Source organism: Streptomyces pseudovenezuelae (assembly GCF_001513955.1).
GTDB classification, from domain to species: Bacteria; Actinomycetota; Actinomycetes; order Streptomycetales; family Streptomycetaceae; genus Streptomyces; species Streptomyces pseudovenezuelae.
This window is the reverse complement of sequence record NZ_KQ948148.1, coordinates 8,396-23,615: the sequence shown is the minus strand read 5'-3', so window position 1 is coordinate 23,615 and position 15,220 is coordinate 8,396. Positions and strand designations below refer to the sequence as shown.

General features: G+C 72.3%; 13 protein-coding genes. 6 read left to right on the top strand and 7 right to left on the bottom strand.

The window, feature by feature from the left end; all coding sequences use genetic code 11:
- Window positions 1-51 precede the first annotated feature (51 nt).
- The 3 genes from AQI94_RS20530 to AQI94_RS20520 all read right to left on the bottom strand — a co-directional run bounded on the left by AQI94_RS20530 (window position 52) and on the right by AQI94_RS20520 (window position 2,459).
- Window positions 52-729, bottom strand: a complete 678-nt coding sequence (locus tag AQI94_RS20530; protein WP_031044441.1) for a hypothetical protein — start codon at window positions 727-729, stop codon at window positions 52-54.
- A complete protein-coding gene (locus AQI94_RS20525) occupies window positions 714-1,256 on the bottom strand; it encodes a SigE family RNA polymerase sigma factor (protein WP_020122536.1) in 543 nt (180 codons plus the stop codon). Before AQI94_RS20525 ends, AQI94_RS20530 begins: the two co-directional genes overlap by 16 nt.
- Before the next feature lie 237 nt (window positions 1,257-1,493).
- Window positions 1,494-2,459 (bottom strand): HhH-GPD family protein, encoded by a 966-nt coding sequence (locus AQI94_RS20520; protein WP_031044425.1) that lies wholly within the window; start codon window positions 2,457-2,459, stop codon window positions 1,494-1,496.
- Between the two features lie 520 nt (window positions 2,460-2,979).
- Between AQI94_RS20520 and AQI94_RS20515 the strand changes: the two genes are divergently transcribed.
- Window positions 2,980-3,831, top strand: coding sequence for a hypothetical protein (locus tag AQI94_RS20515; RefSeq protein ID WP_078902710.1), 852 nt, complete (start codon window positions 2,980-2,982; stop codon window positions 3,829-3,831).
- A gap of 87 nt (window positions 3,832-3,918) precedes the next feature.
- On the opposite strand, the gene disA is transcribed toward AQI94_RS20515, so the two are convergent.
- Both disA and radA read right to left on the bottom strand, forming a co-directional pair.
- A complete protein-coding gene (gene disA, locus AQI94_RS20510; RefSeq protein WP_031044408.1) occupies window positions 3,919-5,043 on the bottom strand; it encodes a DNA integrity scanning diadenylate cyclase DisA in 1,125 nt (374 codons plus the stop codon).
- A gap of 81 nt (window positions 5,044-5,124) precedes the next feature.
- Window positions 5,125-6,534 carry a DNA repair protein RadA gene (gene radA, locus AQI94_RS20505; RefSeq protein WP_031044407.1) on the bottom strand — a complete coding sequence of 470 codons (1,410 nt, stop codon included), beginning with the start codon at window positions 6,532-6,534 and terminating at the stop codon, window positions 5,125-5,127.
- A 230-nt stretch (window positions 6,535-6,764) separates the two neighbouring features.
- Here radA and AQI94_RS20500 point away from each other — a divergent pair, with 230 nt between their 5' ends.
- Window positions 6,765-8,444 carry a BACON domain-containing protein gene (locus AQI94_RS20500; RefSeq protein ID WP_062229866.1) on the top strand — a complete coding sequence of 560 codons (1,680 nt, stop codon included), beginning with the start codon at window positions 6,765-6,767 and terminating at the stop codon, window positions 8,442-8,444.
- Between the two features lie 117 nt (window positions 8,445-8,561).
- On the opposite strand, the gene AQI94_RS20495 is transcribed toward AQI94_RS20500, so the two are convergent.
- Window positions 8,562-9,419 (bottom strand): hypothetical protein, encoded by an 858-nt coding sequence (locus tag AQI94_RS20495; protein ID WP_031047566.1) that lies wholly within the window; start codon window positions 9,417-9,419, stop codon window positions 8,562-8,564.
- Window positions 9,420-9,490: 71 nt separating this feature from the next.
- Here AQI94_RS20495 and AQI94_RS20490 point away from each other — a divergent pair, with 71 nt between their 5' ends.
- The 4 genes from AQI94_RS20490 to ilvD all read left to right on the top strand — a co-directional run bounded on the left by AQI94_RS20490 (window position 9,491) and on the right by ilvD (window position 13,999).
- Window positions 9,491-10,432 (top strand): Ppx/GppA phosphatase family protein, encoded by a 942-nt coding sequence (locus AQI94_RS20490; RefSeq protein ID WP_031047563.1) that lies wholly within the window; start codon window positions 9,491-9,493, stop codon window positions 10,430-10,432.
- A gap of 117 nt (window positions 10,433-10,549) precedes the next feature.
- On the top strand, window positions 10,550-11,374 hold the full coding sequence (locus tag AQI94_RS20485; RefSeq protein ID WP_031047562.1) for a sugar phosphate isomerase/epimerase family protein: 825 nt from the start codon (window positions 10,550-10,552) through the stop codon (window positions 11,372-11,374).
- Window positions 11,375-11,397: 23 nt separating this feature from the next.
- Complete coding sequence (locus AQI94_RS20480) at window positions 11,398-12,009, top strand: TetR/AcrR family transcriptional regulator (protein ID WP_031047559.1); 612 nt, start codon at window positions 11,398-11,400, stop codon at window positions 12,007-12,009.
- Window positions 12,010-12,145: 136 nt separating this feature from the next.
- Window positions 12,146-13,999 (top strand): dihydroxy-acid dehydratase, encoded by a 1,854-nt coding sequence (gene ilvD, locus AQI94_RS20475; RefSeq protein ID WP_031047556.1) that lies wholly within the window; start codon window positions 12,146-12,148, stop codon window positions 13,997-13,999.
- Window positions 14,000-14,051: 52 nt separating this feature from the next.
- Here ilvD and AQI94_RS20470 read toward each other — a convergent pair.
- Window positions 14,052-15,220: PQQ-binding-like beta-propeller repeat protein (locus tag AQI94_RS20470; RefSeq protein ID WP_159050641.1), on the bottom strand; the 1,169-nt coding region annotated here is incomplete at its 5' end.

The window sequence follows — 15,220 nt, the reverse complement described above, 5'->3', positions numbered from 1 at the left end:
CTTCGGGGTCGTTGCGGTCACTGGGGGATCGTTCCGGGCGGCCCGATCGGTTCAGCCCTCGGGCACCGGAGTCGGATCCTTGCCGACGACGTCGCTGTAGTCGCTGTGCGTCCGGTACACCGCGGCGAACCGCCCCGAGACCCAGCGGTACGTGATCACGTTCTCGCCGGACGGGTCCGACACCGGGTCGCCCTTCTCGTACACCTGCTTGGTCACCACCAGGTCGCCGCGGTCGATCTCGGCGTAGACCGGAGGCTCCTCGGTGTGGAAGACATTCTGGTACGAACCGTCTTCCTCGCGATACACGTACGAACCGACGCCCACCAGATCCGCACAGGTCACGACGTTGACGACGACGTCGTCGGCCGAGCCGCCGGTCAGGTCGCCGTAGAAGAGGTCGACCGGGTACTGGTCGGTGCCGCAGGGCTCCAGATCGCGCTTGACCGCCGCGGAGACCTTCGGGTCCGACCTCAGGAGAGCGACCGCGCCCTTGCGGTCCAGGCGCGGGGAGGCGACGGCGGAGGGCAGGACCGAGGGTGAGGCGCCGGCCTCCGCGACCGCGTGCGCCGGACCCTCGTCACGGGTGCCGGTGCCGCCGGTGGCGCAGGCGGAGACGAACAGGGCGAGGGCGGCGAGCACGACCACTGCCGTGCTTGCCGCCTGGAAGATCCCCCGGACCGGAGCGTGGTCCGGCCGGGTGGGCCCGGGTTCGGTCAGGCCGCCGCGCAACGCTCCCGCTCCTCACGCTCCAGCGCGCGTGCGTCCAGGTCGCGGGCCTCCAGCTCCTCGCGGAGCCGGGCGAGCGCCCGGTGCAGCGTGCTCTTGACCGTACCGGCCGACATGCCGAGGGCGGCGGCCGTCTCCTCCGTGGACATCTGCTCCCAGTGTCGCAGCACCACCACGCTGCGCTGCTTGGGGGCGAGCACCTTCATGACGTCCATCAGCAGGGCGCGGTCCGCGTGCTGCTCGGTGGAGTCGTCGACCGAGGCGTCCGGCAGCTGCTCGGTCGGCACCTCCTCCAGCTTCCGCGCCCGCCACCACTCCGTGCGGGTGTTGATCATCACCCGGCGCAGATAGGCGTCCGCGAGCCGCTTGTCCTCGATGGTCTCCCAGCGGCCGTACGTCCGTACGAGCGCCGTCTGGAGCAGGTCCTGCGCGTCGACCGGGTCCGGGACCAGCCGGCGTGCGCTGCGCAGCAGCGCGTCCTGCCGGGTGCGGACGTACTCCTCGAACTCGAGCACCTCTCCCTGCGCCATGTCGACCGCCTCCTGATCCCCGTTTCCGGCAGTCCCTGCCGGTTCTCATCACGTGTGCTGCCGCCTGGTGTGCGGCATGGCAATGAAGCTACGGAGCGGTTGTCACGGGGCTGTGCGAAGCAGCGCGCGGCTGGCAATCGGCTGTCCGTCGGTTGTGTAACGGAAGCCGAAAACGGGTAAACCGACGCGGCTGTTCGCGCCGGTTCAGGGAGATTTGCCCGTTTGCTCGGTCGCGGACTACGTCAACGGCAGCCGATACAAACCACCCGGGAGGGGCTCGACAAGCCCGTCCGCGACCAGACCGTCCAGTGCGCGCGCCCGCTGTACCGGCTCGTGCCACACCCGGTCGAGCACCGACTGCGGGACGGGCGCGTGCGCCTCGCGCAGCACGGCGAGCAGCTTGCCGCGGACCTGGCGGTCGGTGCCGGCGTACGTCTGCCCGCGCCGCGGCGGTCCGTCGTGCTCGGGCTTGCCCGCGAGCCGCCAGGCGCACTGGGCGGCGATGGGGCAGCGCTGACAGGACTCGTTCTTGGCAGTGCAGACGAGCGCGCCGAGCTCCATGGAGGCGGCGGCCCAGCGCGCGGCGGTGCTCTCGTCCTGCGGCAGCAGCGCGCGGGCGAGCTTGCGCTCGGCGGCGGTGGTGGCGTTCGGCGGGTACCGCACTCCGGTCACCGCCCGCGCGAACACCCGCCGCACATTGGTGTCCAGCACGGCGTGCCGCTGCCCGTACGCGAAGGAGGCGACGGCGGCCGCCGTGTACTCGCCGATCCCGGGCAGCGCGAGCAGCTGGGCGTGGTCCGTCGGTACGTCACCGCCGTGCCGTTCGGTTATGGCGACCGCGGCGCCGTGCAGCCGCAACGCCCGGCGCGGATAGCCGAGCCGGCCCCAGGCGCGCACCGCCTCGCCGGGCGCCTCCGCGGCCAGATCGGCGGGCCGCGGCCACCGTGCGAGCCACTGCTCGTAGACCGGCAGCACCCGGCTCACGGGCGTCTGCTGGAGCATGAACTCACTGACCATCACCCCCCACGGCCCGGCCTCGGGCCGCCGCCACGGCAGATCCCGGGCGTGCTCGTCGAACCAGTCGATGACAGGGGAGTGCAGGTCCGCTCCGTGAGGGGCGTCGGCGCTGCCGTCGGCGGGGCTGCTGTGCGGGGACGGGGACGGGGGCGGGGACTGGGGCTGGGGCTTCGTGGGCGCAGTCATGGCCTTCCGATCCTGCCATGACCGGGGGCCGGTGCGGGCGTACCGCCACCCCCGGGGGACGCCGGACCTCCGACGAGCGACGGGGGACGGACCGCCCCCGCGAACCCCGCCACGGCCTGGAGCCGGACCCGCACCGGAAGACGCGGTGCGGGGAGCGGCGGGCAACTCGTGGCGCGGGAGGCGGAGTCGGGAGGCAGCCGTGGCCAGAGGTGCAAGGTCCGCGATCGCGAACGCGTGGGGGGCGTGGGCGAACAGCGCGCCGAGGCGCGGGAGTCCGGCGCCCGTCCATGTCCCGCCCCCGCGTCATACCCACGTGGGGGTGTCATCCGTGCGGACGGTGATGTCCCTGCGGGTCCGGCCGGAGGCGAAGCCCGTGGTCACGGACCGTAGGCGACAGGCCGCTACGGTCACGCCCCGCGATCGGCACGTGTCAGTTTCCGGAATGATGATCCTGAAAAGTTGTGTCGCCGGGCGGCGGGTGAGGACGGCGAACTCGCCGATCTCTCGTACAGTTTGCGCCGTGGGATCTCTGCGCAATCCGGTCGGGCCGCTTCCCTCCTCCATCTACTGGCGACGGAGGGCCGTCATGCTGTCCGTACTCGCCGTGCTGGCGCTGCTGATCGCGTGGATCGTCAGCTCCGGCGGCGGAGGCGGCAACAACGGCGCGGACGGGCCCAACGACAAGAATCCCTCCCCCTCGACGATCACCCCCGGACCGTCCGGCTCCGGGCCCGCGATCAGTCAAGCCCCGGGCGGCCGCGACGAGTCGACGACCGGTGGGGGCACCGGCGGGAGTGCGGGATCGGGCTCAGGCACCAGTGCCGGTGCCGGCACCGGAGGCGGCTCGGGCGCCGGTGGCGAGACCGGTACGGGTGGTTCCGCCGGGGCCGGCGGTGTCGGCGGCGCCGCGAGCGGCGGTACGGGCATCGGGGTCGGGCAGGGCGACACCCTGCCGGCCGGCTCCGGGATCCCCAACTGCACCGCCGGTGCCGTGCGGTTGAGCGTGCGCAGTCTGCACAACGCCTACGACCCCGGCCAGACGCCCACGCTGCTGCTGACCGCGACGAACACCTCCGCCGGCGACTGCAAGGTCGATCTCGGGCCGAAGAACGCGGTGTTGACGATCACTCAGGCCGACGCGGACGACCCGTACTGGTCGTCCGCCGACTGCCCCAGGACCGCGGGGAACCTGGTCTACCGGGCTCCGGCCAAGAGCAGCATCACCTACACCGTGAAGTGGGACCGCAAGCCGAGCGCTCCGCAGTGCGCGACGCCGCCCGCGGGGTCCGCGGGGGCGGGGACGTACCTGGTGGAGGTCAAGGCGCCCGGGTACGCCACGGCTCAGACCTCGTTCGTGCTGGAGAACGACTGAGGGGGTGCCGCGGACGGTTGTTCGTCGTCCGCGGCTTCGTGGGGGGCTTGTCGCGCAGTTCCTCGCGCCCCTGAAAGCAAAAAGCCCTTACACGTACCGCTCCAGGATGGAGCTCTCCGCCAGGCGGGACAGGCCCTCCCTGACGCTCCTTGCCCTGGCCTCGCCCACTCCGTCGACCGTCTGCAGGTCGTCGACGCTGGCCGCCAGGAGCTTCTGGAGGCCGCCGAAGTGCTCCACCAGGCGGTCGATGATCGCGCCGGGCAGGCGGGGGACCTTGGCCAGCAGGCGGAAGCCCCGGGGGGAGACGCCCGAGTCGATCGCCTCGGGGGAGCCGGTGTAGCCGAGGGCGCGGGCCACGGTGGGCAGTTCGAGGAGCTCGGCGTGGGTCAGGGCGTCCAGTTCGTACAGCGCCTCGTCGACCGTGCGGGAGCGCTTCGCGGTGGGTTCGGGGACGTAGTCCCGGACCACCAGTTCGCGCTCCGGCTCCACGCCCGCGATCAACTCGTCCAGCTGGAGGGCGAGAAGGCGTCCGTCGGTGCCGAGCTCGACCACGTACTCGGCGATCTCGGTCGCGATGCGGCGGACCATCTCCAGGCGCTGGGCCACGGCGGAGACGTCCCGGACCGTCACCAGGTCCTCGATCTCCAGCGCGGAGAGCGTGCCCGCGACCTCGTCCAGACGCAGCTTGTAGCGCTCCAGGGTGGCGAGGGCCTGGTTCGCGCGGGACAGGATCGCCGCCGAGTCCTCCAGGACACGGCGCTGGCCGTCCACGTACAGCGCGATGAGGCGCATCGACTGGGAGACCGAGACGACCGGGAAGCCGACCTGCTTGCTCACCCGGTCCGCGGTGCGGTGCCGGGTGCCCGTCTCCTCCGTCGGGATCGTCGCGTCGGGCACGAACTGCACGCCCGCCCGCAGGATCTTCGACAGGTCGGACGAGAGCACGATGCCGCCGTCCAGCTTGCACAGCTCACGCAGGCGGGTGGCCGCGAACTCGACGTCCAGGACGAAACCGCCCGTGCACATCGTCTCCACCGTCTTGTCGAAGCCGAGCACGATGAGTCCGCCGGTGTTGCCGCGCAGCACCCGCTCCAGGCCGTCGCGCAGGGGCGTCCCGGGGGCCACGGCGCTCAGGGAGGCGCGCATCAGGCCATCGGAACCGGCACTCCCACCGGACTTTCCGGGAGCTGCTGCCCGGTCGTTGGCTGCCACTGCTCTCCTCCGGTCGCGGGGTCTTGGGCGCTCCCGTGTCGCACATTCGGTTCGTACGGACGGGCGAGACCAGGGCAAAGTCTACCGGCGGTCCTCCGCGTCCCGTGGGGCCTCTCGCCTACGGGAGCGCGGAAGGACCCTCAGAGCGTCCCCTATGTCCGCGACTTCCAGGACCTTCATGCCGGCCGGGATCTTGCCCGGATCGCCCGGTACGAGCGCGTGCGTGAAGCCCAGACGGTGTGCCTCGGAGAGCCTGCGCTGGACGCCCGTGACCCGTCTGACCTCGCCCGCGAGGCCCACTTCGCCGATCGCGACGAGGTTCTTGGGCAGCGGGGTGTCGCTGGCCGCGGACGCCAGGGCGAGGGCGATCGCCAGGTCCGCGGCGGGTTCCGAAAGCTTTACCCCGCCGACCGTCGCGGAGTAGATGTCCCGCTTGCCGAGCGCGCTGATCCGGCCGCGCTGCTCCAGGACGGCGAGCATCATCGAGACACGGGAGGTCTCCAGACCCGAGGTGGTGCGCCGGGGCGAGGGGATCTGCGAGTCGACGGTGAGCGCCTGGACCTCGGCCACCAGGGGGCGGCGGCCCTCCAGAGTGACGGTGAGGCAGGTGCCGGGGACCGGTTCGTCACGACGTGTCAGGAAAAGTCCGCTCGGGTCGGCCAGGCCCGTGATGCCCTCGTCGTGCAGCTCGAAGCAGCCGACCTCGTCGGTGGCGCCGTAGCGGTTCTTGACGCCCCGTACGAGCCGGAGGCGGGCGTGGCGGTCGCCCTCGAAGCTCAGGACCACGTCCACGAGGTGCTCCAGCAGGCGCGGTCCGGCGATCGCGCCGTCCTTGGTGACATGGCCCACCAGGAGGGTGGACATCCCGCGCTCCTTGGAGGCCCGGATCAGCGCCCCGGCGACCTCGCGCACCTGGGCCATGCCGCCGGGGGCGCCGTCGATCTCGGGGGAGGCGACCGTCTGCACCGAGTCGAGGATCAGCAGGGACGGCTTCACCGCGTCCAGGTGTCCGAGGACGGCGGACAGGTCGGTCTCGGCGGCGAGATACAGGTGGTCGTCGATCGCGCGGATGCGGTCGGCGCGCATCCGGACCTGGCTCGCGGACTCCTCGCCGGTCACATAGAGCGTGCGGTGCTCGTCGCTCGCGGACTTGGCGGCCACGTCCAGCAGCAGGGTGGACTTGCCCACGCCGGGCTCGCCCGCCAGGAGCACCACCGCGCCGGGCACCAGGCCGCCGCCGAGCACCCGGTCCAGCTCGGGCACGCCGGTGGAGCGGGCGGTGGCCTGACGGCCGTCGACCTGGCCGATGGGCACGGCGGAGGTGGTGACGCGGCCGGGGGTGGTCGTACGCACCGCGGGCGCGCCGTACTCCTCGATCGTCCCCCAGGCCTGGCACTCGGGGCAGCGGCCGAGCCACTTGGCCGTCTGCCAGCCGCACTCGGTGCAGCGGTAGGACGGGCGCTCCTTGGCGGACTTCGTACGGGCAGCCATGCACGAACCGTAACCGCCGCCACTGACAAGCCGGCCGCTGCCCGTCGCACGGCAGGCGTCCCGGCACCCGGGCCGACCCGTGCGCCCACACGTGAATCGGCCACGTTCTGACGGGAACGAGCCATGGAATCGGGGGTTCCTGTCCCCTATTGAGGGATCGTTTCACCCGTACGGAGTAAAAGTGCTCAAGGCGCAGGAAGAGGCCATCTTTCGCCCCCTACGGTCCACGGATGATGAGCAGCAGTCCGGAGACCTCGACCCGCACCACCGGCGCGCACCGGGCGCAACGGCAGGAGCGCGACCGCGCTGCGGCGCGCACGCTGGCGGCCCAGCGTCCGCCCGCGCGCTACGAGCCGTACCTGGACGGCCTGTTCACCTACTGCATGTCCGTGCTGTGCGACCACGACGCCGCGACCGCCGCCCTCGGTGACGTCCTCGCGCTCGCCGAGAGGCGCGGCGGCCCGGACGCGGCCGGCGACCGCAGGGCCTGGCTGTACGCGCTGGCCCGCTGGGCCTGTCTGCGCAAGCTGGCCGAGGCCAAGCAGAAACGTCAGGCCACGCACGCGGCAGGGCGTCACGGCACCTCCCGGGAGCCCGCCGGGCCCCCGGTCGCCGAGGACGTCCTGGAGGCGCGGCGCCGCGAACTCTCGCTGCTGGCCTGGCCGGAGGCGGCCGGTACCACCCCCGAGCAGCGCGAGGCGCTCGAACTCGCCGTGCGCCACCACCTCGCCGCCCACGAGGTAGCCGCCGTCCTCGGCATGGACCTCGCCGGCGCCCGCGAACTGCTCGCCTCCGCCGCCTGCGAGGTCGAGCGCACGCGCGCGGCCCTCGCCGTCGTCGAGATCGGTGACTGCCCGAGTGTGGCGCGGCTCACCGGCGACAACCAGTTCGTCCTCAGCTCCGCCCTGCGCCGCGAACTCGTGCGCCATGTCGACGACTGCCCGCGCTGCCGCCGCAGCGCCGAGCGCGCGATCCCCGGCCGCTGGCCCGGTGCCATGACCACGCCCGCCGAGCTGCCCGTGCTCGAAGCGCCGCGCGCGGTCCTGTGCACGGCACCGGCGCACCCGCCCCGCGCGCGTGGCGCCGCCGTGCCCCGCTTCGACCGGCGCGGCTTCCCGATGGACCCCAAGGACCGGGCCGCCCGCCGGGACCGCCTTCGCGCGCGTGCCGTCACCACGACCGTCGTCGCCACCGTCGTCGCCGCCCCCGTGCTCGCCCTGTGGGCCGCCTACCGCGGCGGTCCCGGCGAGGGGGCCGACGGCCACTCCGCCAGCGCGAGCGAGGCGCACGGCCCCGACAGCCTGGACGGCGTGGCGGCGAGCGGCGGCTACCAGAACGCGGGCAACGCGAGCACGAAACCCGGCAACCGTTTCGCCAAGGACGGCCGCCCCGACGTCTCCGTGGAGGTCGTCAGTGTCGCCGGCGCCGGCAAGAAGGGCGCCGGGCACCTGGAGGTCGGCGCAGGCAACGACGGCGACACCACGCTGATCACGCTCACCGCGACCGGCGACACCCCGGTCCGCTGGTCGGCCACCACCGGTGCCTCCTGGCTCTACCTGAGCCAGTCCGCGGGAGCCCTGAAGCCCGGCGAGTCCTTGACGATCAAGGTGTACGTCGACCATCTGCGCGAGCCGTCCGGCCCCTGGAGCGCGCGCGTGGCGGTCTCACCGGCCGGCGCCGTGGTCACCATCCAGGGCTACGGCACGGCGCCCGCTCCGTCCGTCCCGGGCGAGCCGACGAAGCCCCCGTCCAGCCCGAGCCCCACGGCCTCGGCCCCCTCGGAGCCTCCTGCGAGCGACCCGCCGACCTCGTCCCCGTCGCCGACCCCGCCGGACCCCACCCCGACGGCCTCGGCCAGCCCGACCCCCTCGCCGACGGGCAGCGAGGACCCGAGTCCGTCCGCGTCGTAGTGGCCGTAGTGGCCGTAGTGGACGCGGACGCAGAGCCGGGGCGGTGCCGTCGGCGTGGTGACGGGGGTGCTGTCGGAGCGGGCACGCCGAGCCCCGGCACCCCCCGGTACCCGGCGGTCAGGCGGTCGGGTCCGCCGGGTGCGGTGCCAGTAGGGGCAGTTGCGAGGCCAGCCGCTCCTCGCAGAGTTCGACCAGGCGGTCGTAGCCCGCCTTGCCCATCAGTTCGATCAGCTCGGGGCGGTAGGAGACGTACACCGGGTCCCCGGCGCCGTGTGCCGAGGTCGCCGACGTGCACCACCAGTGCAGGTCGTGGCCGCCCGGACCCCAGCCCCGCCGGTCGTACTCGCCGATCGACACCTGGAGCACGCGGGTGTCGTCGGGCCGGTCGATCCAGTCGTACGTCCGGCGCACCGGCAGCTGCCAGCAGACGTCCGGCTTGGTCTCCAGCGGCTCGCGGCCCTCCCGCAGCGCCAGGATGTGCAGCGAGCAGCCCTGGCCGCCCGCGAAGCCCGGCCGGTTCTGGAAGATGCACGAGCCCTGGAAGGGCCGGGTCTGCCGGTCGCCGTCCTCGTCCTCCGAGATCCAGCCGCCCTCCGTGCCCTCGGCGTGGTGCTGCCAGATGTCCGGAGTGAGCCGTGCCACGTGTTCGGCGACCCGCTGCTCGTCCTCCTCGTCGGAGAAGTGGGCGCCCAGCGTGCAGCACCCGTCGTCCGCCCGGCCCGCCTGGATGCCCTGGCAGCCGCTGCCGAAGATGCAGTTCCACCGAGAGGTCAGCCATGTCAGATCGCAGCGGAAGACCTGGTCCTCGTCCGCCGGATCCGGGAACTCCACCCACGCGCGCGCGAAGTCGAGCCCCTTCTCGTCGGCCTTCAGAGCCTTCACGGCCTTCCGCGACTGCTTCGGTGACTTCACCCGCGAAGGACCGTCGGCAGATACGGCCGTTTTGTCGTCCTTCACCTTTTTCGTCTTTGGCACGCGTCCAGGGTAAGTCGCCCGAGGCCACTCCGGAGACAGTGGAACGACCGGCTGGCAGTAGCGTTCCCTACATGAGACTCGGTGTCCTCGACGTGGGATCGAACACGGTGCACCTGCTGGTGGTGGACGCGCACCCCGGCGCCCGCCCGCTGCCCGCGCATTCGCACAAGGCGGAACTGCGCCTGGCCCAACTCCTCGACGAGGCCGGGGCGATCGGTCCCGAAGGCGTCGAGAAACTGGTCTCGGTCGTCAAGGACGCACTCCAGGCGGCCGAGGACAAGGGCGTCGAGGACCTGCTCCCGTTCGCCACCTCCGCCGTCCGCGAGGCCAGCAACGCCGACGACGTCCTCGCGCGCGTGCAGGCCGAGACCGGCGTCGAACTCCAGGTCCTCACCGGCGCCGAGGAGGCCCGTCTCACCTTCCTCGCCGCCCGCCGCTGGTTCGGCTGGTCGGCGGGCAAGCTCCTGGTCCTCGACATCGGCGGCGGCTCCCTGGAGATCGCCTACGGCATCGACGAGGAACCGGACGCCGCGGTGTCCCTGCCGCTGGGCGCGGGCCGTCTCACGGCGGGCTGGCTCCCCGGCGACCCCCCGGACCCGGACGCCGTCAGGGCCCTGCGACGGCACGTGCGCGCCCAGATCGCCCGCACGGTGGGCGAGTTCGCCCGCTTCGGCGCCCCCGACCACGTGGTCGCCACCTCCAAGACCTTCAAGCAACTGGCCCGCCTGGCCGGCGCGGCCCGCTCGACCGAGGGCCTCTACGTCCAGCGCGAACTGAAGCGCGAGTCCCTGGAGGCCTGGGTCCCGAGGCTGGCCGGCATGACGACGGACCAGCGAGCGGAACTCCCGGGCGTCTCGGAGGGCAGGGCGAACCAGCTCCTGGCGGGCGCGCTGGTGGCCGAGGGGGCGTTGGACCTGTTCGGTGTGGAAACGGTCGACATCTGCCCGTGGGCCCTGCGGGAGGGTGTGATCCTGCGCAGACTCGACCACATGGGTTCGGCGCAGGGCCTCTAGGGGCGTGGGGAACCGCGCGACAAGCCGCACCGCACCCGCACCCGCCCCCGTGGCAAACACCACAACGGCGAACAGGCGCCCCACATCCACCCCGGCGAACCCTTTAGGCTGACCGACGTGGCAGAACCAGTCGTACGGATCCCGGATGCGAAGGTCGCCCTCTCGACGGCCTCCGTCTACCCGGAGTCGACGGCGACGGCCTTCGAGATCGCCGCACGTCTCGGATACGACGGCGTCGAGGTCATGGTGTGGACCGACCCGGTCAGCCAGGACATCGAGGCCCTGCGCCGCCTCTCCGACTACCACGGCATCCCGATACTCGCCGTGCACGCCCCCTGCCTGCTCATCACGCAGCGCGTGTGGTCCACGGACCCCTGGGTCAAGCTCCAGCGCGCCCGGGCGGCGGCCGAGAAGCTGGGCGCGAGCACCGTCGTCGTGCACCCGCCCTTCCGCTGGCAGCGCCAGTACGCCCGGGACTTCGTCAGCGGGATCTGGCGGATGGCGAACGAGACGGACGTACGGTTCGCCGTCGAGAACATGTACCCCTGGCGCTACCGCGACCGCGAGATGCTCGCCTACGCCCCCGACTGGGACGTCACCAAGGACGACTACCGGCACTTCACGATCGACCTCAGCCACGCGGCGACGTCCCGGACCGACGCGATGGAGATGGTCGACCGGATGGGCGACCGCCTCGGCCACGTCCACCTCGCCGACGGCAAGGGGTCCGCGAAGGACGAGCACCTCGTGCCCGGCCGCGGCGGCCAGCCCTGCGCCGAGCTCCTGGAGCGCCTCGCGCTGACCGGCTTCGACGGCCATGTCGTCATCGAGGTCAACACCCGCCGCGCGATGTCCGGCGCCGAACGCGAGGCCGACCTCGCCGAGGCCCTGGCCTTCACCCGCCTCCATCTGGCCTCGTCGGTGCGGGTGCCCCGGCGGTGAGCGACAGCGATCCCGCTCCGGCCGTGAGCGACGTCACCGCCCGCAAGCGCGGCCGGCCCCGTCGTACGGAATCGGACGCGGCCGGCACCCGGGACCGGATCCTGGTCGCCGCCCGCGAGGAGTTCTCCGAGCGGGGGTACGAGAAGACGTCGGTGCGCGGGATCGCCAAGGCCGCCGGAGTCGACTCCGCCCTGGTCCACCACTACTTCGGCACCAAGGAACAGGTCTTCGAGGCCGCCGTGGAGATCGCCGCCGCGCCCGCGCTGAGCGCGCCCGCCGCCCTCGCCGAGGGGCCCGTCGAGGACATCGGGGAGCGCCTGACCCGCTTCATCTTCGGCGTCTGGGAGAACCCGGCGACGCGCATGCCGCTCCTGGCGATCGTCCGCTCCGCCGTGAACAACGAGACCGCGGCCGCCGTCTTCCGCCGGCTCGTCGCCACCCAGCTGCTGCGCCGCATCGCCGTCCAGCTGGACCTGCCGGACGCCGAGCTGCGGGTCGAGCTGGCGGCCGCGCAGCTCGTGGGGACGGCCATGCTGCGGTACGTGATCAAGGTGGAGCCGCTGGCGTCGGCGGACGTCGAACAGATCATCGCGCGGGTGGCCCCGGTGGTGCAGGGCCATCTGACCGGTCCCTGACTCCGAGACGGGCGTCCCGCATTCCGGACACCCTGTCCCGACCCCTGGATGACCGGCGTACGCTCGTCAGCAGTCAGAAGTCTGATACGACCGTCTCCGAAGTCTCTGACGACCGTCTCTGAAGGAGCGAGCGACGATGCCCGAGCTGAGGTCCCGCACAGTCACCCACGGCCGCAACATGGCGGGCGCACGCGCCCTTATGCGCGCCTCCGGTGTACCCGGTGCGGACATCGGCCGCAAGCCGATCATCGCGGTCGCCAACTCCTTCACGGAGTTCGTGCCCGGCCACACCCACCTGCAGCCGGTCGGCCGGATCGTGTCCGAGGCGATCGTCGCGGCCGGCGGCATCCCGCGCGAGTTCAACACCATCGCCGTCGACGACGGCATCGCGATGGGCCACGGCGGCATGCTGTACTCCCTGCCCTCCCGCGACCTGATCGCGGACTCGGTCGAGTACATGGTCGAGGCGCACTGCGCCGACGCCCTGATCTGCATCTCCAACTGCGACAAGATCACCCCGGGCATGCTGAACGCCGCGCTGCGGCTCAACATCCCCACGGTCTTCGTCTCGGGCGGCCCGATGGAGTCCGGCCGCGCGACCCTCGTGGACGGCACGGTCCGCACGCTCGACCTGGTCGACGCGATGTCCGAGGCGGTGAACGAGAAGATCTCGGACGCGGACATGCTCCGTATCGAGGAGAACGCCTGTCCGACCTGCGGCTCCTGTTCCGGCATGTTCACCGCCAACTCGATGAACTGCCTGACGGAGGCCATCGGCCTCTCGCTCCCCGGCAACGGCTCGGTCCTGGCCACGCACACGGCCCGCAAGCAGCTGTACGTCGACGCGGCCGACACCGTCATGGACATCACCCGCCGCTACTACGAGCAGGACGACGAGACGGTGCTGCCGCGCAACGTCGCCACCTTCGCGGCCTTCGAGAACGCCATGGCCCTCGACATCGCCATGGGCGGCTCGACCAACACGATCCTGCACCTGCTGGCCGCGGCCCAGGAGGCGGAGGTCCCCTTCGGTCTCGCCGAGATCGACGCGGTCTCCCGCCGCGTCCCCTGCCTCGCGAAGGTCGCCCCGAACGTGGCGAAGGACCGCACCTACTACATGGAGGACGTGCACCGCGCCGGCGGCATCCCCGCCCTCCTCGGCGAACTGCACCGCGCCGGCCTCCTGAACGAGGACGTGCACTCGGTCCACAGCCCGTCCCTCGCGGACTGGCTCAAGACCTGGGACGTGCGCGGCGGCTCGCCGTCCCCCAAGGCCCTGGAACTGTGGCACGCGGCCCCCGGCTGCGTCCGCTCCGCCGAGGCCTTCTCCCAGTCGGAGCGCTGGGCGTCCCTGGACGAGGACGCCGCCGGCGGCTGCATCCGCAGCGCCGAGCACGCGTACTCCAAGGACGGCGGCCTGGCCGTCCTCAAGGGCAACCTCGCGGTCGACGGCTGTGTCGTGAAGACGGCCGGCGTCGACGAGTCGATCTGGACCTTCGAGGGCCCTGCGGTCGTCTGCGAGTCGCAGGAGGAGGCCGTCCAGAAGATCCTCACCCAGCAGGTCAAGGAGGGCGACGTCGTCGTCATCCGCTACGAGGGCCCCAAGGGCGGCCCGGGCATGCAGGAGATGCTCTACCCGACCTCGTACCTCAAGGGCCGCGGCCTCGGCAAGGCCTGCGCCCTGATCACCGACGGCCGCTTCTCCGGCGGCACCTCCGGCCTGTCCATCGGCCACGCCTCCCCGGAGGCCGCGGCCGGCGGCACCATCGCCCTCGTCGAGGACGGCGACCGCATCCGCATCGACATCCCCGGCCGCTCGATCGAGCTCCTGGTCGACGACGCCGAGCTCGCCCGCCGCGAGGCGGCCCTGAACGGCACGTACGCCCCGAAGAACCGCGAGCGCAAGGTCTCGGCCGCGCTGCGGGCCTACGCGGCGATGGCCACCAGCGCCGACAAGGGCGCGGTGCGGGACGTGTCGAAGCTGGGCTGAACACCTGACGCGGGGGCCGCCTCCTCGGGGGCGGCCCTTCGCGTTGCCCGGGTCACCAGTCGGAGGGCTCGCGGGAGGTGACGGCGAATACGGTGCCGTCGGGGGCGGTGGCGTAGACGTGACGGTCGGCGAGGGTGGGACGGGGCAGCGTGGCGACCACATCGCCGGCGTCGGGACCGAGCCGTGCCGGTGTCTGCCCGACTAGCGTCCCCTTGCGCGCGTCCACCGCGAGCAGCCGCCCGTCCGAAGTGGTGACGAAGACGTGGCGGCCGTCGGAGACCGGGGCGGACCCTCGGCTCATGGATGTCTCCAGGTGCCACAGCTGCCGACCCGTGTCGACGTCGATGGCCTCCATGGCCCCGAACGTGGCCAGCACATAGACGACACCGTCGTGCACAGTGGCTTGAGCGCCCTGCCGGGGCACGGGCAAGGCCACCTTCCGGGTTGCTCCGGACGCGGGGGTGAAGCGGACGACGGCCCTGGCATAGTCGAAGACCCGGTCGACGGAGAGGAAGAAGAGCGATCCGCTCTCGGAGCCGACCGGAGTCAGAGCGCCGTCGAGGCGCTTGTCCCATCGCACATCACCCGTGGCGGGGTCCATGGCGGTGACCCGGGTGGTCGACTCGTCGACGGACGTGCTCGTCACGTACAGCAGCGGGTCTCCGGCGAACGTGGAGAACGCCGGCGTGACGTGGCCAGGTACTTTCCTGCTCCACTTGGTGTCGCCGGACGCGCTGTCCACACCGGTCACCGTCCCGTCTGCGCGCGTGACCAGCAGCATGTCGTCGGCCGACCACATGCCGTCGTACGTCGGCACGTTCCGCTGCCAGCGCGTCCGGCCCGTGTCGGGATCGAGCGCCTCCAGACGGTTGCCGAAATCGGGCAGCGGCAGCACCACGCCACCGGACAGGGCAGGCGGAACGCTCCAACGGGTCGTGTCGGCCCTGTGCCGCCACAGCAGGCTGCCGTCGGTCGGATCGACCGCGAAGACCAGTCCCGCCCGGACGCAGAGGAGTTTCCCCGACCCGTACGAGCACTGGGGTGTGCCGGTGCCCTCGGCCACCGGCTTCGCCTGCCACGTGCGAGACGCGGACGCCCCCGCCCGAGGTGTCGTGTCCGTCGGCGCGGGCTGTCCGTCGCCGAGCATCTGGATCGAGGCGAGCACCCCGCCCGCGACGAGGACGAGCGCGCCGGCGGCGAGCAGCACGCTTTTGCGCAGGC

What these genes read in the sequence shown, in the direction of transcription:
- AQI94_RS20490 (WP_031047563.1), top strand. Translation starts at nt 9,491, where the DNA reads ATGAGACTCGGTGTCCTCGACGTGGGATCGAACACGGTGCACCTGCTG.
- AQI94_RS20520 (WP_031044425.1), bottom strand. Translation starts at nt 2,459, where the DNA reads ATGACTGCGCCCACGAAGCCCCAGCCCCAGTCCCCGCCCCCGTCCCCG.
- ilvD (WP_031047556.1), top strand. Translation starts at nt 12,146, where the DNA reads ATGCCCGAGCTGAGGTCCCGCACAGTCACCCACGGCCGCAACATGGCG.
- radA (WP_031044407.1), bottom strand. Translation starts at nt 6,534, where the DNA reads ATGGCTGCCCGTACGAAGTCCGCCAAGGAGCGCCCGTCCTACCGCTGC.
- AQI94_RS20525 (WP_020122536.1), bottom strand. Translation starts at nt 1,256, where the DNA reads ATGGCGCAGGGAGAGGTGCTCGAGTTCGAGGAGTACGTCCGCACCCGG.
- AQI94_RS20500 (WP_062229866.1), top strand. Translation starts at nt 6,765, where the DNA reads ATGATGAGCAGCAGTCCGGAGACCTCGACCCGCACCACCGGCGCGCAC.